The organism is Vibrio sp. 10N.286.48.B8 (assembly GCF_003050085.1).
Taxonomy (GTDB): domain Bacteria; phylum Pseudomonadota; class Gammaproteobacteria; order Enterobacterales; family Vibrionaceae; genus Vibrio; species Vibrio crassostreae.
Window position 1 is genome coordinate 34,855 of record NZ_PIGD01000003.1, and the last position, 20,022, is coordinate 54,876.

A 20,022-nucleotide genomic window follows, 5' to 3' on the forward strand; every position below is an offset into this window, starting at 1 on the left:
CAATATTATAAATATATAGCGATAATAATTTAAAGCGTTTTATAACCCTTATGAATAAAACAGTGTATTTTGCGAGTTTGTTGCTCGCTACTACTTGCAACTCACCGAGTTTTGCGGGTAATCCTGAGAACAATTTCTTCCATTACGCAGAAGAAAAAGTGATGCGTGCGGTTTCCAACCAACGAACCTGGGATGGTCCAACACAAGGTCCAGCAGTGCGTCATGAAAAGAACGTTATTTTCGTCGCGTCTGATTTACGTAATGGTGGCGTATATGGCGTTGGCAAAGGCATATCTGAAGCCATCTCTAACATCAATTGGCACCTTAGGTTCATTGATGGTTTGGGTTCTGAAGTGCGTCAAGGTGCCGCGATCCGAAAAGCAATCGGTTTTGAACCCGATGCCATTGTTTTAGGTGGCATTGACGCGGTTCGTCACAAAACCATTTTGAAACAAGCAGAAGATCTCGGGATTGTTGTCATCGGATGGCACGCGACGGAGCTTGTTGGCGGAAACCCAGAGATCGGCTTATACACCAACATCACTACTGACCCGCTTGATGTGGCTGAGGTAGCAGCCCTGCTCGCCATCGTCAACTCCAAGGGTCAAGCTAAGACCGTGGTGTTTACCGACCCTAATTATGAAATCGCGATGATCAAAGCCAACGCCATGGTTAACACCATCAAGCGTTGCAGCAATTGTGATGTCCTTGAGCTCAACTACCTGCCTTTAGACAAAATTGCTGAGCAAATGCCCGCGACATTGAAAGACCTTGATAACAAGTACGACGATAAAATCACTCACATATTGGCCATCAACGACTTGTACATCGACTATGCGATACCTTCTTTGGAGTCGAGCCTTGAAGAGTTAAAAATGATCCCGCGGAACATATCTGCAGGTGATGGCAGCAAAGCGGCCTACAAAAGAATCTATAGCGGACAATTCCAACTGGCAACCGTTCCTGAGCCCTTATATTTACAAGGTTGGCAGATTGTTGACGAGCTCAACCGAGCCTTCAATCAAATGCCTCCTAGTGGCTACTCTGCCCCTGTACACCTCGTTACACCGGGTAATGTTGAAGAGCTTATTAGCCAGTCAGACAAAGGCATCTATGACCCTAAAAATGGCTACCGTGAAGCGTATCTGAAAATTTGGAAGCCGCAATGAAACTACCTCAGATCAACATCACCCAAAGGCTCATTATTTCGAATCTGGTTTCGCTTTTGATTGTGAGCCTTGCGGTCATCATGGTGATCCGCTCACTCTATTACGTCGAGTCGACGCTCAAAACGGAAACCTCAACACACGTGTCAGATCTGATTGTTAACTCTGAAATCAGTCGTCGCGTATTTACATTAACCTCTCGTGTGAAGTTACTGGAGCAAACCTTTCTGTTCAGTGAAACCACCTTGTCTGAGGAAGCATTCAACGTTGATTTCCAACTGCAACGCTTGAGAGATTTGTCGACCAACGAAGGTTTCTCGCAAAAGATCGATGCCTTTATCGATAACTTCCATCGTTTCTTAGGCAGTTCGCTAGCACTGAATCGAATCCTCAAGCAAACCAATCAAATCGATGCTGCATTAGCCGAGCAACTTAATCAACTCGAATTTGCGATAGCCGACAGCAAGCTTAAGCACTTAGACCAACCTAATTTCATCCGTTATAACAATGAATTAGATCTCATCAACATGCTACGAGAGTCGTTTCTCACCTCAGGAAAAATGGTCGGTGACATTCACAGCCGCATCACGCCAGAAACGGAGAAAGTACTGCTTATCGAGGTCGAGAAAGAGCTCGATATCTTCTTACTCCACTTAGAAAATGTTGATATAGGAACGGCTGTGGTTATCGCAGAGAAGAAACGAATCCACCGTACCGTGAAGCGATACAACGCCGCGTTAAAACGGATTCGCGCTAATCTGGAACAACGTTGGTTGGTGATGGCTTCGCTATTAGAGGCGCAAGGTGACTTGTTAGAGATGGTAGAAAACACAGAGTCACGCGTACAGAGCCAAGCCTTAGCACTAACCGACCAGCTTGAAAAAGAGATTGGTCTATCAAGACTGAACGCCATTGTTATTAGCTTTTCAGCCGTCGTGTTGTCGATGTTGCTGGTTAACCACGTGGTGAGACATCATATTCGAAAACCGCTCAATGCGCTGAGACATGGCTTCGACCGTTTAGAATCCGGTAGCCTCAAGAATCCTATCAATTTGGGCAGAAGTGACGAGTGGTCTCACTTGGAAAAAGCCTATAACGACATGGCTTCAAGGCTGTCTGAGGCCTATCTCGACCTCACTGAAGAGAAAAAGAACTTCGACTTTCTAGCACATCACGATCCGTTGACTAATTTGGCTAATAGATTGTTAGCAACCAAGCAGTTAGATAAAGAAATTAAGATCTCAAGCGAGAACCAAGCGCCCTTTTTATTGTTTTATCTCGATATTGATGAGTTCAAAACGATCAATGATTCGTTAGGTCACGCACCTGGAGACAACTTGCTGGTTAACGTTTCTGACATCCTTAGCAATCTCGTCGGAGATAAGGGGTTTGTGGCTAGAATGGGCGGCGACGAGTTCTTGGTTGTGTATTCGAACGTTGGTTTAGAAGAAGGTGAACCCATCGCTGATCGCCTAAACCAAGCATTAAGAAAGCCTTACTATATTGATGATAACTCTATCTTCGTTTCAGCAAGTATTGGGGTATGTGAGTACCCTACTCACGGCTTAGATCGTGAAACCTTAATTAGAAACGCAGACACCGCTATGTATCACGCAAAACGTAACGGTAGAGATCAATACAGAGTCTATGCTGATGAAATGACCCATGAAGTCAATGACTTAATTGAAACAAACATGGGGCTTCATCAAGCCATTGCAAACGACGAACTGGAAGTCTTCTTCCAACCAAAAGTCGACTTGGATTCTCAAGACATCATCGGAGCCGAGGCTCTCATTCGCTGGCGTCACCCCAAACTTGGATTGCTTCCACCTATCGATTTTCTTGAAGTCGCAGAGAAAAGCGATCTTATTATCGACATCGATAAGTGGGTATTTAAGAAGGTTGCCAACCTGATCACCGAATGGCAACGCTCAGGTATCGACCTACAAGGTGTGATTTTCTCTATCAACTTCTCAGCAAGAATGTTCTATATGACTGACCTCGCAGAGCAGCTACAAGTGATACTGGATGAAACAGATTGCCAGCCACATCAACTGCTTCTTGAAATCACTGAAAGAGACATGATGCGAGATTTCGAAACCTGCTCAAGAACCATAGAGGTACTTCACTCGAAGGGTTATAAGATTGCGATTGATGACTTTGGTACAGGCTATTCATCGCTGTCGGTATTGAAGAATCTATCTGCTGATTGCGTCAAACTCGACCGAAGCTTTATTGAAGACATTAACTCATCCAAGGTCGATTACGAGATCACATGTGCTGTATTAAAGCTTGCACAAATTCTGAATTTCTCGGTGATTGCCGAAGGGCTTGAAACGCAGAACCACGTAAAGACTCTGCGCCAAATAGGTTGTAAATACGCGCAAGGCTATTTCTTTGCAAGGCCGTTGCCGACTGATGATTGGGTGTCTTACTTCTTGCTTAACTCTGAGCAGAGCCAAAAAGAGGCTTAGTGTCTGTTCCTTAAGTTAATTAAGTTTCAGTGAGTTAAGTTCCTTCACAGATTTTTGACTGAATAAGTGTAGCCTTCGGGCTGCCCTACCGGCCAAGCAGCCGTAACAAAAAGCAACCTCAAAGATCGCACCAGTAAAGCAGCTTTTACCTATAGTCAAAGTGCCACTGTGTTGGCTTTCTTTCCGTTTAAAATCGCGCGAATGCTTTCAATGGCTATGTCCTTGTATAGGCTAACTTGATAACTCTTTTGCTGCTGCTTTGATCTTAGCTCGTAACCACTTATGGCTTGGTTCATTAGTACGGCTTGGATGCCAAATCATACACATCTCCAGGTCTTCCAACTCGAAGGGTAATGGCAGTGTTTTGACCGCGTACTTTTCAGCAAAACAACGCACCGATGAAATAGGCATTACACCGATGTACTCAGAGCCTTCGATAACAGGAAGCATCTCAACAACACCTGCAGCACGATAGACTATTCTACGTTTCTCTAGATCACTGTAGTGTTCAGAGCTCAATAAGCTTTTGCGCGCATGCCACCTAGAGACCACCACATGTTCGAGTGCTAAGAACTGTTCCATATCGATTGTATCGCCAACAGTAGGGTGATCACTACTACACACCACGACCAGCTCCTCTGTAGAAATCACCTCATGCTTAAGCATGGTTCTTCCTTTTGGCGTCATATCGACAATCACATCGTGTCTTTGGAGCCTTAAATCAGACTCGTAATCTTCCGTAAACAGAGGGTGAACTTCGAGTGCGATACCGGGTGCAACCTGGCTGATTAACTGCATCACTCTTGGCATCATTTCATAGCTAGCTGCCGAGACGCAGGCAATAGAAAACACGCGGCCTGAGGTTTTAGGATCGAAGTCTCTTGATGCGGATAAGGTAGACGTAAAGTTTTTAAGCGCAGCGGCCATTGCAGGGTAGATATCAATAGCGAATGTGGTTGGCTCTACGCCTGATGTGGTGCGGTGAAACAATGGCTCATCATAGATATCTCTCAACCTTGCAAGTGCTTTACTCACTGCTGGTTGGCTTATATCCATGCGATTAGCAGCCCTAGATAAGTTCTGTTCTTCATAGATAGCAACAAATATAGGAATTAGATTTAGTTCGGTACTTTTCATACAGTTCCATATTAAAGAAGCAGGTTCCCCATAGTAGAGAACCTGCCGATTATGTTCGATGCGAATAACTAAAGTTTGCTACTTAGTTCTATCTTTTAAGTCTGGCAAGCCTTTAGGGATTTTCAAGCGGGCGAAAATCGAACGAGAATGCCTTGAGTCTGTTTGAGTACTGGGCAGGCTACGTAACTCTCTCCACAAGCGAGTAAATACGTTTTTATCTTCACGCCCTTGTTGGAGCGCTTCGCTGTCTTCCACCCAACGTTTTTGTCCATTTGATTTGCCAAGTTGCGCTTTATTCATTTCTAGCTGCGAGGTTTGTTTTCGCAATTGACGGTAGATAAAGGTTCTCAATGCAGACCAATTACCTTGCTTGAGTAAACGACGGAATACCAACCAACTCGGTGTTGGTCGGTTCTTGTAATAACGCTTCAAAGAAACAAATAACGCAACACACAACACTAATACCAAACCTACGCTGATAAAGACCGACATGTAAGCTTTGATAAAGGATTGGAGTGTATGTTTTGCTTCAAACACTTCACCTTTTATGACAACGCTTTCAAGACGTTGATTCTTACTGTCCCACCACTGGAATGAGAAATCCGGCAAGATAAATTCGCCACCTTGTTGAATCACATAAACCGTTTCTTCGATGCGGCTAGAACGGTAATCACCACGCTCTTGTGTATCGTCTAAACGATTAGGCTGTGGGTAAGCTTGATATTGCTGAGTCGCTTCATTGGACAACACATCTGGCAGTAACACAGACAAACTGTCTTTGGCTTTGATCGTCACGGTGCGTGTAACCGCATCGCCAACTTTCAAGTCTTCATTCGAACGCTGCCATTGCTGTTCAACATCCACGTCGGTCGCAGAAAACCAAGGCGATTCGTCACTTAATAAACCAGAAGGTAATGAAGCTTCAAACTTAATGGGTTGCGTGTAAAGCGTACCACCAACGTTTGACCCATCAGGCGCTGACAATTGAATTCGAACAGGCACAGTAGGAATGACGAATTCGCCCGAAGTCATCGGATAAAGCGTCACTTCCCAGCGTTGGCGTGACCATGTTGTGTCGCCCACTCGTTCCGTGTAGTTCGTCGCCAGCTGGTTGCGCTGCTTAGCAATAACATTCGGGATTTCGATGCTGCCAATTCGGGTTCCCCCAGTTAGCCAACGCGGTGTCGCCACCTCAATGTTCAGAATCACTTGTTCATTAACGCTAACTTTCGTAGGCGTAATCTTGTCGCCAGACTTCGGTTTTTCTCCGACCCAAGCGATCAATTCGACATCGCCAGTCCTCTGCAGGTCATAAATATCAGCCGCAGAAGCAAGTGTAGAAAAAGCAGTGCTAAACAGTAGAACTAGCGACACAAACAAGGCCTTCGTTAGTCTAAAAGACTCCGAGCGCCCTGCTTTTTCTAGAAGCACTGCAAGAGTTAAATCAACTCGACTCATTGTGTTTGCTCCTGTTTTGAAGACTGTTCGATGGAAGGTGCAGGATCTCTTAACTGAATTTGGAACTTGGACTTCAAGAAGAACTTAGGATCCGCTTCAACGCGTTTTAACCACTTGTCGGCAAGCTCTTGGCTGCCTAAGATTTCATTGGCATTAAGCGTTTCCTTAAGCATCAATTCCGCTACCGTTTCTTCTTCAGCTCCATCTCCCGTTCGAGGCTGATCGTCTTCGAGTTCTAAAGACTCCTCAGGGCCATCTGTGGTTCCAGACTGGCTTTCACTGGTTCGGTTTACCTCTTCGACAATTCCACTAAGCACAGCAAGATTGTTCTCCACATCCGTTCTTAGTTCTGGTGACAGATCCTCTTTCTCGCTTAATGATTTCAAAAGGTCTCGTGCCGCAAGGTATTCACGCTGTCTGGCTAACGCACTGGCTGCATTGTATAAGCCAAGGTCAGTTTTGGTTTGCAAAAATGCACTGTGAGCGAACTTAAAATCACGAGCATAGTAATAAGCCGCGCCCTTTCTCATTGGATCCTTAAAATGCTTGGCCGCTTCAAGATATTCCTTCTGATTCAATAAACGTTGCCCTTGTTGATCAGGCGTTAGCCATAAGTCCCACCACCATTGAGCTGTTTTGTCCCAAGCTGTAAGCGGCTCCACCACGACTGGTTTCTCAGCAGTTAAATTGACTGTTTTCGCCAAAGTGCTTGGTGAATAGATGCTACCTGAAATCACTAGACCAACGACACACCACTGTACCAACCACCCTTTTCTGAACCACAACAACATGATGATTGCCATTGGAATAAGCAGGCCATATCCCATGTCTTTCCAAGGCATTGAAGACTCACCATTCAGTTGCATGTTTCTTTCAACCGCTTGATTGAGTTGTTGGATATCGGAGTTATCAACGGTCACTTCGATCAGTCGTCCACCCGTCTTGCTCGCTAGGCTGCGCAATGAATCTAGGTCGACAGGGTTATCGCTCACCACATTACTGTTTCCTGCGGCTAGAATCAGCAACTGATACGGATTGTCGTTAAAGAAACTCTCGTACGCCCTAATGGTGCTTGGGTTTACACCATCAGATACCAACAGTACAGAAGAGCCTAACTCACCAGACAGTTGCTGATTAATCAGTGGCAGTGCTTCTTCTGCTGACTTACCTGATACCGGCATGATATCGGGTGTGATAGCCGCTAGAAACGGTTCGAATACCTTGCTGTCTTGAGTGACGGGCATCGCGACGTGTGCGCTGCCTGCGTAAACCACTAAGCCCGTATTACCGCCTTTCCGAGCTGCCAATAAGTCTCTAATTTTCTGCTTAGATCGTTCTAAGCGACTTGGAGGCAAATCTTTAGCAAGCATGGATTCACTGTTATCGAGTACAACCAACATCGATGCTTTATCTTCACCAAAAGGCGAAGCTTCACGCTGCCATGTTGGGCCAGAACAGATAATGATGGCGATGGTCACAATCACCATTAATAGCTTCAGTGGTAACTGTTTGCGCCAACCGGTTTCACCGATGGTTAATGCATCACGTAAATGTGCAGGCAGAATGTCTTTCCACGTTGGTTTGGTCTCTTCTCTCCAGCGAATCCACAATAGGAAAAACATCGGGATAAAGGCCAACAACCACAATGGTCGGATAAAGTGAAACTGGGTAAAGAACTGTTGCAACATGAGAGAATCAGGCATCGTTCTCTCCTTTCAAATTTTTCATTGAAGAAGCCAAAAGCGAGCGTCGGCGGATTGTTGCTAAACTAAACGCAGTCAAATACATCACAACAACAATGGCCATCAGGTAATGGTGTACTCCCTGTTTAGGACGATAAGTCGTACTCTCATACAACTGAGGCTCTAGCTCACCAATTTGAGCATAAGCTTTAGTCAATTCATCGCGATTAAGTGCTTCAAAGGCTTCACCACCAGACTCTTGAGCCACTCGTTTGATGGTTTCCATATCCAAAGCTACTTCACCAACGGTTTGTGGGTCACCCATGGCGATCACGTGAATACGAACGCCTTTCGCCTTCGCAACTTTTGCGGCATCGATAGGTTCGACAAAGCTTCCTGTGTCATTGCCATCAGTTAGTACAATCACAACTTTCTCTTTCACGTTCGCATCAATACTTGAATCTTGAACCGCAGCATTCTGCTTTTCGCTTTGTTCAAACACCTTAATCGCCAAGCCAATTGCATCACCTAAGTGCGTGCTTTGCCCTGCCATCGCGACATCGGTTTGATTAAGCAGTTCAAGCCATACATCTTGATCAGCTGTAAACGGTGTTTGTACAAACGCTGCATCACCAAAAAGAATCAAACCGAGTCGATCCCCTTTTCGTGTAGTCGCAAAATCAGCCAGCACTTCTTTGGTCGCGTCCAAACGAGATATTTTATCGCCCCGCTTAGAGGTAAAGTCTTGTTCTGCCATTGAGCCAGATAAATCGACCACTACCATCACGTCACGACCTAATTGTTCGCGAACTTGCGGCTCACCAAGAATGGTTGGTTTAGCGAGCGCGCACACCACTAATACCCAAGTAATAATGAGCGTGGTTCGTTGCCACCAGCTTGGTGTTAGCTGGCTTGCCCCTTCTGACGGCGCTTCCCCAATAGCTTCAACCAATTCTCGAAAAAATGGCACCTTAATCGCCATTTGCTTAGTTCGATAAGCTGGTACGGCAAAGTAGACCAACAACGGCAGAGGTAACGCGATAAACCACAATGGGTGCGCAAATTCGAAGCTTGCAGATAAAGCATCAAACATTATCTTGCCCCTCAAACGTTACTTGTACATCCGGTTTATGAAGCTTTAGCCACATCATCGCGGTTTGAATCACCTCTAAACGCTGTTCAAAGCTCAAACGCACCTTAGGGTCGATTAAACTCTGCATCCATAGTCCCGAAACTTCATCGGCAAAGAAAGCATTGCTATTTTTACTCTCGTTAACGTTAACAGGCAGATAAGCGTTCAAACGGTTAACATATGCTTGGCCAAACAGCTTTGCATTGCTGCTGTCTAGGTAACGAAGCACCACTTTCAGTACCTTGAAGGTTCGTTCGGTAGAGTTCTTGTCTCTTGCATCCAATATCATGAGCTCTTTAAGCGCTTCTTTACGATAACGATTATTCCACCATCTCTGCGCCAAACGATAAGCCAGATAGATAGCGACCAATAACAGAATAACGCCGAGGATCTTCCAACCAATGGTTTGCGGCATCCAGCTCACGCTCTCGGGAATGGCGACATCATGTAGGTCGCGAAGGATGTAAGTACTCGGAGGGGTATGTTCAACGGTCATTAGCGCCCTCCCACCAGCTTTTGCAACTGTGATATGTGATTGCCTGACGTGTCTAGTTCGATATAAGGAAGGTTTTTCATCGCCATCAATTTAGCAAGGGATTGTTTTTGGAGTGCCGCTTTTTGGGCAAGGCTTTCACTTGCGAGGTTAACCTTAGATTGGCTATCCAGATTAAGTTGAAATCGACCATCCCCCACTACCCAGTTTGCACTTGCAAGATCGTGAGGCAGTGATTGTTCTAAGGGATCGGTGACCATAATGGCTAAGATATCGTTGTGTTGTTGCAGTTGCTTAAGGCGATCAAGGTCTTGTTCTTGGCAATCTCGCCAATCACTAATAAAGATTAAGGTCGACTGTTTTAATCTCATTCGTTTGATCAGTTCAATCCATTGACTGAATCCGACACTCTCGCTGTCACTCACACTCACGGCTAAACTTTGATTCGCTTTAGTCAGGTGTTTAAGTTGAGCGAGCAAATCAGACTGTGAGCGCTGTGCTTTGGTATGAAAGAGCTTTTGGTGCGAGGCTAAAACGAAACCGACACGGTCACCATCTTTAAGCACTCGCCACCCACACAGTGCCGCCACTTCGGCGGCTACAACGGATTTCATGGTATTTTGAGACGCAAAAAACATCGAACTGCGCTGATCAACACAGATCATCACATTACGGTCTTTCTCTTCGGTATAACTACGAACATGAGGTTTACCTGTTCGCATCGTGACTTTCCAATCGAGGTTACGAATGTCATCACCCAGTTGGTAGTGACGAAGCTCCTCGAAATTCAAACCTCGACCTCGGAACAATGAATTGTGTCTACCCGAAAGCACGCTGCCCGCCTTTAGGTGAGGCAGTAGAGAAAACGACTCAGCTTGAGCCTGTATTCGCACTAACCTTGAATAGTCGCAGTATAAGCGTGGATCAAGGCCTTGCGATTTGGGAGCTTGTGTTGGCTTCGCCATGACGCCCCCTAATTATCCGATCTCAACATTATCAAGCAGTTCTTCAACCACTCTTTGATGGTCAACACCATCGGCTAATGCATCGTAAGACAACGAGAATCGGTGGCCTAATACGGTTGGTAACATGGCACGCACATCGTCTAACGTGACGTGGTCACGCCCTTGCAGCCACGCATAGGCGCGAGCACATTTATCCAATGAAATAGAAGCACGAGGACTTGAACCAATTTCAATCCATTTCGATAAGTCTGATTCTGGATAACGCTCAGGTTTTCGTGTCGCCATTACCAAAGCCACGATGTAGTTCTCAACTAAATCGGAAACGGCAATGTCTGGAAGTTGGCGGCGCGCTTCAAGCACCAATTCAGGTTCAATATGTTGTGGAGTGACTAATTCTGAACTCGTTTCGCTACCCAACTCTTCACTGCGCACCAGTCGAATGATGTCGCGTTCAGCTTCATCTTCTGGATAGTCGACCGTGACTTTCATAATGAAACGGTCCATCTGTGCTTCAGGCAGTGGATACGTACCTTCTTGCTCAACTGGGTTTTGCGTAGCGAGCACCATGAATAGATCAGGTAGGATATGAGTTTGACCACCCACCGTAATCGTCCCTTCCGCCATGGCTTCAAGCAGAGCCGCTTGTACCTTTGCAGGAGCGCGGTTCACTTCATCGGCTAAAACAATACTGTTGAAAATAGGACCCGGTTGAAAGTGCAACTGAGGCTTTCCATCAAGCTCTTGATACACTTCTGTACCGGTTACATCTGATGGCAGCAGGTCAGGCGTAAACTGAATTCGACCAAAACTGGTGTTCAGTAGGTTCGCCAGCGATTTCACTGAACGAGTTTTCGCTGTACCGGGAAGTCCCTCTAAAAGCACATGCCCATTAGTCAATAACCCTATCACCAGAGCCCGAACGACGTGGCTCTGACCGATAACACTTTTCTCTGTTTGTTCAATCAGTTGGTTAATTGCTTGTTGCGCATGGTTCATAGGTCTTCCCTTAATTCAATCTGGCTGCGTACATCCTACTCACAAGCCCCATAACTATTAGTTATACACGTGATAATTGTTCATCAGCGCGATAAGTTATAAACGTGATAATTGCTCATAAGCGCGATAATTGGTTACAAGCAGAATAAGCAGCAAGCACAATAGCCAAGCTCACCTCATCGCTTTATTTAAACTTAGCTCTCAATTGGTTAATGGCCTCCGGCGGTGCCACTTTGCTCAGTGATGAAATACATTGCTCAAACGCCTTTGGTACGCCCGGTATATGGCTGTTGCGCGCCAACACTTCACACTGGGCATACAGGTGCTGTGGGTTGCGGCTAAATTGGTAAGCCTTGTGCAGTGATTGACTTGCCGCAAGCACATCAGATTTCTCCAAAGCCAATCCGTACACATACCAATATTGTGGGTCGGCTTGCGCAGTTTCAGCGGCTTGTTTAAGGTAGTCCGTTGCTTGTTCGTAATCTTTCACTCGAAGCAGAGATAACCCTGTGCTGTATGGCAATACACTCGATTTAGGCTGAGCTTCAATACCTTGCTTCAAGGTCGACAGCGCTTTTGCTTCGTTACCTTGCGCTCGATACAAATCCGCCAAGTTGGCGTAGCTGTTTTCGAAATAAGGCTCGATTTCGATAGCACCTTGATAAAACTCAATCGCTTTTTGATATTGGCCTAGATCGCGGTAAACATTGCCTAGGTTAGTACGTCCAAATCCTCGATCGGAATTAAATTGCTGTATTTCAATGTACTCTTCCAATGCAGGCTTGATTTGGTCTTTCTGCAAAGGATTCATTTCTCCCCAGTAACGTACCAATGCACCTGCGGTTTCTGAACGAATCGACAATACAGGGTCTTTCAGCAGCGGCTCTAGAATCTGCCAACGGTCAGTAAATTGGAAACCAGACGAGCCTTGCACCACACCCAAACGGATCATCTCGTCATCGTGTTTCACCGCTCTTGCCAGCGAGATAAGCGTATTCTTACCCGGATTACCGCCCAAACGTTCTAAGCTCGATGCTCGAATGATATTGCTTAAGCTGGAGTCCTGAGCCGAGTATGCCAACGCATCCTCTGCACCTCGGTGTCCTATTGAATCAGCATAAAAGGCAACGGCAAAATGCTGCTGGTTACGATACTTAGAATCTGGGAACCACTTACCGATTTGCTTATCTGCCCACTGGTCGGTTTGATCTTCATGACAGCTAGTACACACGTTTGGTGTTTTAATGTGTTGGCTAATATCAGGACGCGGGATATGCCAACTGTGATCACGTCTTGGGTCGACCTCCATGTAAGTCGTCTCAGGCATGTGACAAGTCGTACATTGTGAAGCTTCGGTATTCGCCTCGTGGAAGGTGTGCTTTTCAGGCGTGTACTCTGATGCAATGTGACATTGGCTACACACCGCTTCTTCGGCAATTTTCAGTTCTGCAGTATGTGGATCGTGACAGTTAGTACATGTGACGCCTTTTTCAGCCATCACTGATTGCAAGAAAGATCCGTAAACGTAATCTTCATCGTAGATTTGACCATCGTTATGGTAAAGCTCAGGAGTAATCAAACTTAGACGATACTTATCAAAGAAAGACCCGTTAACGTGGTCGCCTGTTTCATTCAACTGAGTGCGTCGGCTATGGCACTGAGCACAGGTTTGAACTTGATTGGTATGAATGATGTCTTTTGGTTGCAGTGTTGAATTACCCTCTTGATAGATCCACTCCTTCACCGACTTCGACAAATCGCGGTCAAAGCCGTAATGCGCCGAGACATGGGCATTTTTTCCCCCTTTGGCTGCGGTTTGCTGGTTATTTGTTTGCTGGGCTTGTTCAACGTGCTCACTCGCAGGGCCATGACACGCTTCACAACCGACATTAATCTCCGACCATGTGGTGTCGTAGGTATTACTCGCGCTATCGTAGTTCTTTTCTAGGTTCGTTGAATGGCAATCAGCACACATGAAGTTCCAGTTTTGACCGCTATTGGTCCAGTAGAATTCATCCGTGTTGGTGGTATCAGGATAAAGGTGAAACCAGCGTTGACCGCCTTCACTCTTATCTCGAGAATCCCAAGCGAAAGGAATCAACTGCACGCGTCCGTCTTCAAACTCAACCATGTACTGTTGCAGAGGTTCAAAGGCAAAGGTATAGCTGATTTTGTAATCTTTGAATTGACCATCAGGCCCTTCAATGTTTACCCAGAATTCATCACCTTTGCGGAAAAAGCGATTAGGCTTTCCTTGATGGGTGATGGTTTGGTTATTGAAATCACCGAGAACGGAATCTTCGGTAGCATGCCCCATCGCCATGTCGTGATGAGAACCTTGCCATGCTTCCACTTCCGCGCTGTGACAGTCAATGCAAGCTTCAGATCCGACATATGTCGCTTGAGAGCTCGCATGCGAAGCTTCTGATAAAGCCTGTTCATTGGCATGCGTGTTGAAACTAAGTATCGACAACACGGGTAAAGATAACATTGCGGATAATACTGCAACTCGCTGGTGTTTCAATCCGTTCACTAGCAAGCACAACCATGCAGACATAACATTCCTTGTTTTTATACATCCTTATGCTTAATAAGGTAGACGCAAAAACAATGAATTTACAATTATTTAGTGGCAGCGAGCACGATAGTTGTGATTCATATTCACGACTGGTATTTACTCATCGGTATGCGCATAAAAAAAGAGCTCCTAGGAGCTCTCTTGTGTTTCCAGTTTCATTAAGCTATCAGTTTCAATAAACCAAAGCTTACTTGTTATGGTTCTCTTGAAGTTTTTCCATAACCTGATCCAAGCTAAAGCTTGCTGCTTTTTGGCGTGGTGGATATTCAGCAAAGGTTTCTAGGAACTTGCCAACATACGCTTGTGCAGGAACGAACATATAAGCATGGTCTAACAACCAATCATAGTAAGTATTCGATGTGATATCTGCGTTTTCGTATGGGTCCATACGGAGGTTAAACAGCTTAGGAAGACGTAACGTCACGAACGGTTCTGACCAAATCTGCATCGTACCCGTTGCACGCTGCTCCATGAACACCGCTTTCCATTGGTTGTAACGAAGAGCCGCTAAATCACCATCATCGGTAAAGTAGAATACTTCATGACGACGACCTTTTTCTTCTTCACCGGTTAGGTAAGGAAGGAAATTATATCCGTCTAGGTGAACCTTAAACGTTTTATCACCCGCAGTATGACCTTTCAGCAGCTTCTCTTTGATTTGATCATCACCAGCGGCTGCTACGAAGGTTGGCATCCAGTCCATGTGGTGCATAATTTCGTTAGAAACGCTGCCCGGTTCAATCTTACCAGGCCAACGAACCATTGCTGGTACACGGTATGCGCCTTCCCAGTTGGTGTTTTTCTCACCACGGAACGGGGTTGTGCCCGCATCAGGCCAAGAGTTCATGTGTGGACCATTATCCGTTGAGTAGAAAACAATCGTATTGTCTTTAATACCCAATTCATCAACTTGTTTCAGTAACTGACCAACGTGGCGATCGTGCTCAACCATACCGTCGGCGTAATTGCTGATGCCGGTTACACCTTTGCTGTCTGGTTGCACATGCGTTCTAAAGTGCATGCGCGTTGCGTTCCACCAAACGAAGAATGGCTTGTCGGCTTTCACTGCGCGATCCATAAAATCAAGCGCGGCATCGAGCGTTTCTTCGTCAACGGTTTCCATACGCTTACGTGTTAATGGGCCCGTATCTTCAATCTTGCCGTCAGCAAATGATTTGATAACACCACGCGGGCCAAACTTCTTACGAAACTCTGGGTCGGTTGGGTAATCTTCATTTTCTGGTTCTTCTTCAGCATTTAGGTGATAAAGGTTGCCAAAAAATTCGTCAAACCCGTGCGCTGTTGGAAGAAATTCATCTTTATCGCCAAGGTGGTTTTTACCAAATTGACCTGTCATGTAACCCATAGGTTTAAGCAATTCAACAATGGTTGCATCTTCTGCTTGAAGGCCAATATCTGCACCTGGCAAGCCTACTTTACTTAAGCCTGTTCTCAGTACACTTTGACCTGTAATGAACGTAGAGCGACCTGCGGTACAAGATTGCTCTGCGTAGTAATCGGTAAACATCATGCCTTCTTTGGCGATGCTATCAATATTCGGGGTTTTGTAACCCATGAGACCGAAGGTGTATGCACTCACATTGGATTGACCAATATCGTCCCCCCAAATGACCAATATATTTGGCTTTTCTGCCGCAAAAGTGGCGCTAGACGCGGCCATCATTGCTGTACCCAAAATCGCTAATCGACGTTTAGCGCCATATTTCGCTGTCATAGAAACCTCTTCGTAAGTTATTTGCATCCTGCCCTACAACGTATAGTCCATTTTTTGAACGATCGCGAGATTCGCTAAACTATTAATCTATTTGTCATTTTTATTGAGATATGGACACCGGAATCATCGATAAGGTTAACGCCAACAAACATGATAAGGATCACACATACAAACTAAGGACTTATTCATTCAACCCGCTAAAAATGATATTGATCAATGGGTTAACTGAGCATCATAACGATTGGTTATAAGCACTATAAAAGGACGAAGCGGAATTTTGGGAATAACATTTGTTCATCGATGTGTTGCTCTAACGCATTAATCTTTAAAGTGAATCGGAGTCCTTATGGGTACTAAAATTAATAAACTAGCATTAGGTGTTGGCTTATTAGCAGCTTCTTCAGCGGCAACGGCAGCAGAAAAACCAAACATTCTTGCTATCTGGGGTGATGACATTGGTGTATTCAACATCAGTGCATACAACAACGGTATGATGGGTTACGAAACACCTAACATCGACCGTATAGCTAACGAAGGCGCACTATTTACTGACCACTACGGTCAACAATCGTGTACTGCTGGTCGTGCTGCATTCCTAACGGGTCAAGAACCTTTCCGTACAGGTCTATTAACTATCGGTATGCCAGGTTCTGATCACGGTATCCCAGATTGGGCTCCAACTATCGCAGACCTTCTTAAAGAACAGGGCTACATGACTGCTCAGTTCGGTAAGAACCACATGGGTGACCAAGATAAACACCTTCCAACGAACCACGGTTTTGACCAGTTCTTCGGTAACCTATACCACCTGAATGCAGAAGAAGAGCCAGAAACATACTACTACCCTAAAGATCCTGAGTTCCGTAAGAACTTTGGGCCTCGTGGTGTAATCAAATCAACTTCTGACGGTAAGATTGAAGATACTGGCCCTATGACGCGTAAACGTATGGAGCACGCGGATGAAGAGTTCCTAGAAGAATCTCTAGCCTTCATGGAAAAAGCAGTGAAAGCGGACAAACCATTCTTCATTTGGCACAACACAACACGTATGCACGTGTGGACTCGTCTACAAGAAAAATACCAAGGCGCATCGGGTATCAGCATTTACGCTGACGGCATGTTAGAGCACGATGACCAAGTAGGTATCCTACTAGACAAGCTTGATGAGCTTAAGATCGCAGACAACACCATCGTCATCTACTCTACTGATAACGGTGCAGAAACCGTATCTTGGCCTGATGGCGGTGCGACTTACTTCCACGGTGAGAAAGGTACAACTTACGAAGGCGGTATGCGTGTTCCTCAGCTAGTTCGCTGGCCTGGTACAATCAAGCCGGGAACTAAGATCAACGACATCATGAGTCACCAAGACTGGATTCCGACTCTACTAGCAGCAGCTGGTGATGATAAAGTGGTTGAGAAGCTGGCTTCTGATAAAGGTGCGACTTACAACGGTAAAAACTGGCGTGTACACCTAGATGGTTACAACTTCCTGCCTTACTTCCAAGGTAAAGAAGAGAAAGGCCCTCGTGATAGCATGCTTTACTTCTCTGCTAACGCTGAGTTAAACGCGGTACGTTGGAATGACTTCAAGATTTCGTTCGCTGTAATGGACGGTAACATCACAGATGCAGTGCGTTTCCAACCAAACTGGCCTCAAGTCGTTCACCTACGTGCAGACCCATTCGAAAAAGCACCACACGAGTCTGGCATGTACCTGCGTTGGATGGCAGACAACATGTGGCTATTCGTACCAGTAGGCGGCAAAGTACAAGAGTTTATGAACACACTACCTGACTACCCAATGCAGAACAGCCAAGTACTGAACCCTGGTAACTTCAACCAGAATGCTTACATGCTTCAAGGTAAACTTAAGCAACTAGAAGCAGCCGCAGCACAAGCTAAATAAGCTACTCTAGATTAAAAATGTAATAACGAAGCCGTGGTGATTGAATGCAGTGACCGCGGCTTTTTAGTATCCAATACAAATAACATAAGACGCGAACCGCCAACTAGTATAATTCACACCCAACCTACCCTCTCATTTTTCAAAAATAAAAACTCACACTAGTCAATGTGAACCTTAATATATGACCGTTGCGTTAAGATTTCGCAAATTTTTTCAAATCCTTATGACATGACTTGAATTGGAGTTCTTACCATGCGATTGTAATTCAACTGCCCATAAACAACTGTATGATTATGAAAACATTAAAATCCATCGCGCTGCTTTCCACAATTATCGCAGCACCACACGCGTTTGCTGACGTAACAATTGAAGTTCCTTCTAGCGCAGATGCTTTAGTCGAAGTCTTAGCGGTTAACGAAGCTAAGCCTGCTCTTGAGGGTGGCTTTTTCTCTTCAAGCAAAACGATCACCGTGCCAGACGGCGTAAACCAAATCGTTTTCAAATATCAACTTGCTTTCAGCCAAGGTAACGACCGCGAGTTTGTCGATAGCGATACGATTATTGCTACTTTTGATGCGACAGACACAGCATTGACGTTCGATATGCCTAAGTTCCGTAACACCAACGAAGCGAAAAAAGGCCTTCAAAACTTAGATTGGAAACTGGTTGATGAAAACCAAAATGCAATCAGTGTTAAGCAAGACAAACTTATCAAAGATGGCATGCAGATTGGTCGTAAGTACCCGCAAGAAGCGAAAGAATACAACCAGAAAGGTGGCATCGCTGCACTTACAGTAGGTGCTAGTGCGGGCGCAGCAGCAGTTGTCGTACAGCCAGTAACGCTTCCAGCAAAGATTGACGGAAATGCAGCAAATACAGCTGAAGAGATGTTGTATTTCTGGTACGAAAAAGCAGATGCTGAAACAAAGCAGAAATTCAAAGACTACGTGAACAAGTAACTCAACTGTCTTAATTTAAAAATGAAAGAAGCTGGCACACTGCCAGCTTCTTTTTTGTCTTCATCTAGGTACTTTAGGCTCGTATAGATTAAGCAGACTCAGTGGATACCACTTTGCCATCCACTCTGGTTGGCCATCCTAGCGCTTTATACTCTTCAGCCAGTAAGTATGCACAGCGGCTAGAAATTCTTGTTTTAATCCATTCACCAAGTCCCAATACTTTATATTCCAGTACAGCCATTTTCATAACAATTCTATTCCGCTCTAATTCAATTTATAAATCTAGAGTGAACATTATAGATATTCTCTTGTGGTGTATGTTCCTAAAAGAACACTGTGCATAATTTTTTCATGTGATATTGATTTATCACTGAAGATCCAATCATCCAAAGGTTAGCTGTGCTGTTAGAGATTCACGCTTTAATCTCAGCGACAGGATCGCGCATCATCAAATTCATTGGTGAAATACGCTCATACAAACCCTCTGCATCGGTGATGAACACCTTCCCTCTCTGTATCTTCACTAAACCCTGTTGCTCTATACCTTTAAGCACCTCATTCAACCTGGGTCTCGAGATCCCTGTAATGGTACTCAATTGAGTTTGTGAGATATTTATACTCACGGTCGCACCTGCGATATTGGTTTGGCGTGCAGCAAGCTCCAACAAGACGTAAATGGTTTTCTGTTCTTTTTCATGAATCGAGGATAAGTAAGCTTGCATCCAAATAGATTGTGCTTTGGTCCCACTATGCAGAAGCCATTTGAATACCATGCACTGCTCTTCGGCAAGCGCTAACACCTTCTCGGTGGGAAACAATACCATGGTAATAGGCTCGACCTCCTCTGCCACAGCAAAGAGGTTGTAGTCAGCATGAATAGACAAAGCGCCAATCCAATCTCCTCTTCCAATCACACCACCGGATATGCTTTTCATATTCTCAGTAGAAAAACAGATTCCTGCAGAACCACTCAGAATATAGAAAACGCCAGGCAGATTTTGGAATTTCTGGGTAATTTCCAGGCTATGAACACTCGTTTTGAAAACAGCAATCTCGATTAAGCTATCGATCAACTCTTGCGGCAATTCACATGGCCACTCAATTTGTTCACTGATTGTTGGGTCTAACAACGGTGTATTCCTCCTCCGACAATCGCTATGTTTTCGTTATACAGCGTTAGTGCTGCATTTGACACTCCTTCTAAAGGTAGTTCATTACCGCTAGGACGAGATGTTTTTCGGAAAATAAAATCATACTTCTTAGTCAGTTAGGTTACTTCTTACCTAAGAATTGCGTAGAAGCAATATAAAAACGACCAACATATGTCGGTCGTTATAA

At 45.0% G+C, this 20,022-nt stretch carries 15 protein-coding genes; 4 read left to right on the top strand and 11 right to left on the bottom strand.

The genetic code is table 11. From position 1 onward, the window contains the following. The first annotated feature begins 50 nt into the window (after positions 1–50). A complete protein-coding gene (locus CWO08_RS04865; RefSeq protein WP_102479200.1) occupies positions 51–1,169 on the top strand; it encodes a substrate-binding domain-containing protein in 1,119 nt (372 codons plus the stop codon). Then, positions 1,166–3,640 carry a bifunctional diguanylate cyclase/phosphodiesterase gene (locus tag CWO08_RS04870; protein WP_108020003.1) on the top strand — a complete coding sequence of 825 codons (2,475 nt, stop codon included), beginning with the start codon at positions 1,166–1,168 and terminating at the stop codon, positions 3,638–3,640. The genes CWO08_RS04865 and CWO08_RS04870 overlap by 4 nt, the downstream gene beginning before the upstream one ends. Before the next feature lie 231 nt (positions 3,641–3,871). Here CWO08_RS04870 and CWO08_RS04875 read toward each other — a convergent pair whose 3' ends face one another. From CWO08_RS04875 to CWO08_RS04915, 9 genes are all read right to left on the bottom strand, one after another. After that, positions 3,872–4,777, bottom strand: coding sequence for a LysR family transcriptional regulator (locus tag CWO08_RS04875; RefSeq protein WP_102431212.1), 906 nt, complete (start codon positions 4,775–4,777; stop codon positions 3,872–3,874). 78 nt (positions 4,778–4,855) lie between these two features. After that, positions 4,856–6,235: a BatD family protein gene (locus tag CWO08_RS04880; RefSeq protein ID WP_108020004.1), complete on the bottom strand. Its 1,380-nt coding sequence runs from the start codon at positions 6,233–6,235 to the stop codon at positions 4,856–4,858. Further along, positions 6,232–7,938 (bottom strand): VWA domain-containing protein, encoded by a 1,707-nt coding sequence (locus CWO08_RS04885; protein ID WP_108020005.1) that lies wholly within the window; start codon positions 7,936–7,938, stop codon positions 6,232–6,234. Before CWO08_RS04885 ends, CWO08_RS04880 begins: the two co-directional genes overlap by 4 nt. Next, positions 7,931–9,010, bottom strand: coding sequence for a VWA domain-containing protein (locus CWO08_RS04890; RefSeq protein WP_108020006.1), 1,080 nt, complete (start codon positions 9,008–9,010; stop codon positions 7,931–7,933). The genes CWO08_RS04885 and CWO08_RS04890 overlap by 8 nt, the downstream gene beginning before the upstream one ends. Continuing rightward, positions 9,003–9,545 (bottom strand): DUF4381 domain-containing protein, encoded by a 543-nt coding sequence (locus CWO08_RS04895; RefSeq protein ID WP_107898851.1) that lies wholly within the window; start codon positions 9,543–9,545, stop codon positions 9,003–9,005. Before CWO08_RS04895 ends, CWO08_RS04890 begins: the two co-directional genes overlap by 8 nt. After that, complete coding sequence (locus CWO08_RS04900; protein ID WP_108020007.1) at positions 9,545–10,507, bottom strand: DUF58 domain-containing protein; 963 nt, start codon at positions 10,505–10,507, stop codon at positions 9,545–9,547. The genes CWO08_RS04895 and CWO08_RS04900 overlap by 1 nt, the downstream gene beginning before the upstream one ends. Positions 10,508–10,519: 12 nt before the next feature. Beyond that, positions 10,520–11,503: a MoxR family ATPase gene (locus CWO08_RS04905; protein WP_004730485.1), complete on the bottom strand. Its 984-nt coding sequence runs from the start codon at positions 11,501–11,503 to the stop codon at positions 10,520–10,522. A gap of 184 nt (positions 11,504–11,687) precedes the next feature. After that, positions 11,688–14,060 carry a tetratricopeptide repeat protein gene (locus CWO08_RS04910; RefSeq protein WP_108020008.1) on the bottom strand — a complete coding sequence of 791 codons (2,373 nt, stop codon included), beginning with the start codon at positions 14,058–14,060 and terminating at the stop codon, positions 11,688–11,690. Between the two features lie 208 nt (positions 14,061–14,268). Next, the gene (locus CWO08_RS04915; protein WP_108020009.1) at positions 14,269–15,816 is read right to left on the bottom strand and encodes an arylsulfatase; all 1,548 of its coding nucleotides are present in this window, start codon (positions 15,814–15,816) and stop codon (positions 14,269–14,271) included. Positions 15,817–16,162: 346 nt separating this feature from the next. Here CWO08_RS04915 and CWO08_RS04920 point away from each other — a divergent pair, with 346 nt between their 5' ends. Further along, the gene (locus tag CWO08_RS04920) at positions 16,163–17,725 is read left to right on the top strand and encodes an arylsulfatase (protein WP_077681544.1); all 1,563 of its coding nucleotides are present in this window, start codon (positions 16,163–16,165) and stop codon (positions 17,723–17,725) included. Positions 17,726–18,018: 293 nt separating this feature from the next. Next, entirely contained in the window at positions 18,019–18,684 is a 666-nt protein-coding gene (locus CWO08_RS04925) for a DUF2057 family protein (protein WP_102479209.1), read from the top strand. Between the two features lie 88 nt (positions 18,685–18,772). On the opposite strand, the gene CWO08_RS23930 is transcribed toward CWO08_RS04925, so the two are convergent. Both CWO08_RS23930 and CWO08_RS04930 read right to left on the bottom strand, forming a co-directional pair. Next, a complete protein-coding gene (locus tag CWO08_RS23930; RefSeq protein WP_170961283.1) occupies positions 18,773–18,931 on the bottom strand; it encodes a hypothetical protein in 159 nt (52 codons plus the stop codon). Between the two features lie 166 nt (positions 18,932–19,097). Further along, on the bottom strand, positions 19,098–19,814 hold the full coding sequence (locus CWO08_RS04930) for a Crp/Fnr family transcriptional regulator (RefSeq protein WP_107898848.1): 717 nt from the start codon (positions 19,812–19,814) through the stop codon (positions 19,098–19,100). Positions 19,815–20,022 lie beyond the last annotated feature (208 nt).

Excerpts from the sequence above, each read along its gene's own strand:
- CWO08_RS04905 (WP_004730485.1), bottom strand. The coding sequence starts at position 11,503 with ATGAACCATGCGCAACAAGCAATTAACCAACTGATTGAACAAACAGAG.
- CWO08_RS04895 (WP_107898851.1), bottom strand. The coding sequence starts at position 9,545 with ATGACCGTTGAACATACCCCTCCGAGTACTTACATCCTTCGCGACCTA.
- CWO08_RS04925 (WP_102479209.1), top strand. The coding sequence starts at position 18,019 with ATGAAAACATTAAAATCCATCGCGCTGCTTTCCACAATTATCGCAGCA.
- CWO08_RS04865 (WP_102479200.1), top strand. The coding sequence starts at position 51 with ATGAATAAAACAGTGTATTTTGCGAGTTTGTTGCTCGCTACTACTTGC.
- CWO08_RS04890 (WP_108020006.1), bottom strand. The coding sequence starts at position 9,010 with ATGTTTGATGCTTTATCTGCAAGCTTCGAATTTGCGCACCCATTGTGG.
- CWO08_RS23930 (WP_170961283.1), bottom strand. The coding sequence starts at position 18,931 with ATGAAAATGGCTGTACTGGAATATAAAGTATTGGGACTTGGTGAATGG.
- CWO08_RS04915 (WP_108020009.1), bottom strand. The coding sequence starts at position 15,816 with ATGACAGCGAAATATGGCGCTAAACGTCGATTAGCGATTTTGGGTACA.
- CWO08_RS04910 (WP_108020008.1), bottom strand. The coding sequence starts at position 14,060 with ATGTCTGCATGGTTGTGCTTGCTAGTGAACGGATTGAAACACCAGCGA.
- CWO08_RS04900 (WP_108020007.1), bottom strand. The coding sequence starts at position 10,507 with ATGGCGAAGCCAACACAAGCTCCCAAATCGCAAGGCCTTGATCCACGC.
- CWO08_RS04920 (WP_077681544.1), top strand. The coding sequence starts at position 16,163 with ATGGGTACTAAAATTAATAAACTAGCATTAGGTGTTGGCTTATTAGCA.
- CWO08_RS04875 (WP_102431212.1), bottom strand. The coding sequence starts at position 4,777 with ATGAAAAGTACCGAACTAAATCTAATTCCTATATTTGTTGCTATCTAT.
- CWO08_RS04880 (WP_108020004.1), bottom strand. The coding sequence starts at position 6,235 with ATGAGTCGAGTTGATTTAACTCTTGCAGTGCTTCTAGAAAAAGCAGGG.
- CWO08_RS04885 (WP_108020005.1), bottom strand. The coding sequence starts at position 7,938 with ATGCCTGATTCTCTCATGTTGCAACAGTTCTTTACCCAGTTTCACTTT.
- CWO08_RS04870 (WP_108020003.1), top strand. The coding sequence starts at position 1,166 with ATGAAACTACCTCAGATCAACATCACCCAAAGGCTCATTATTTCGAAT.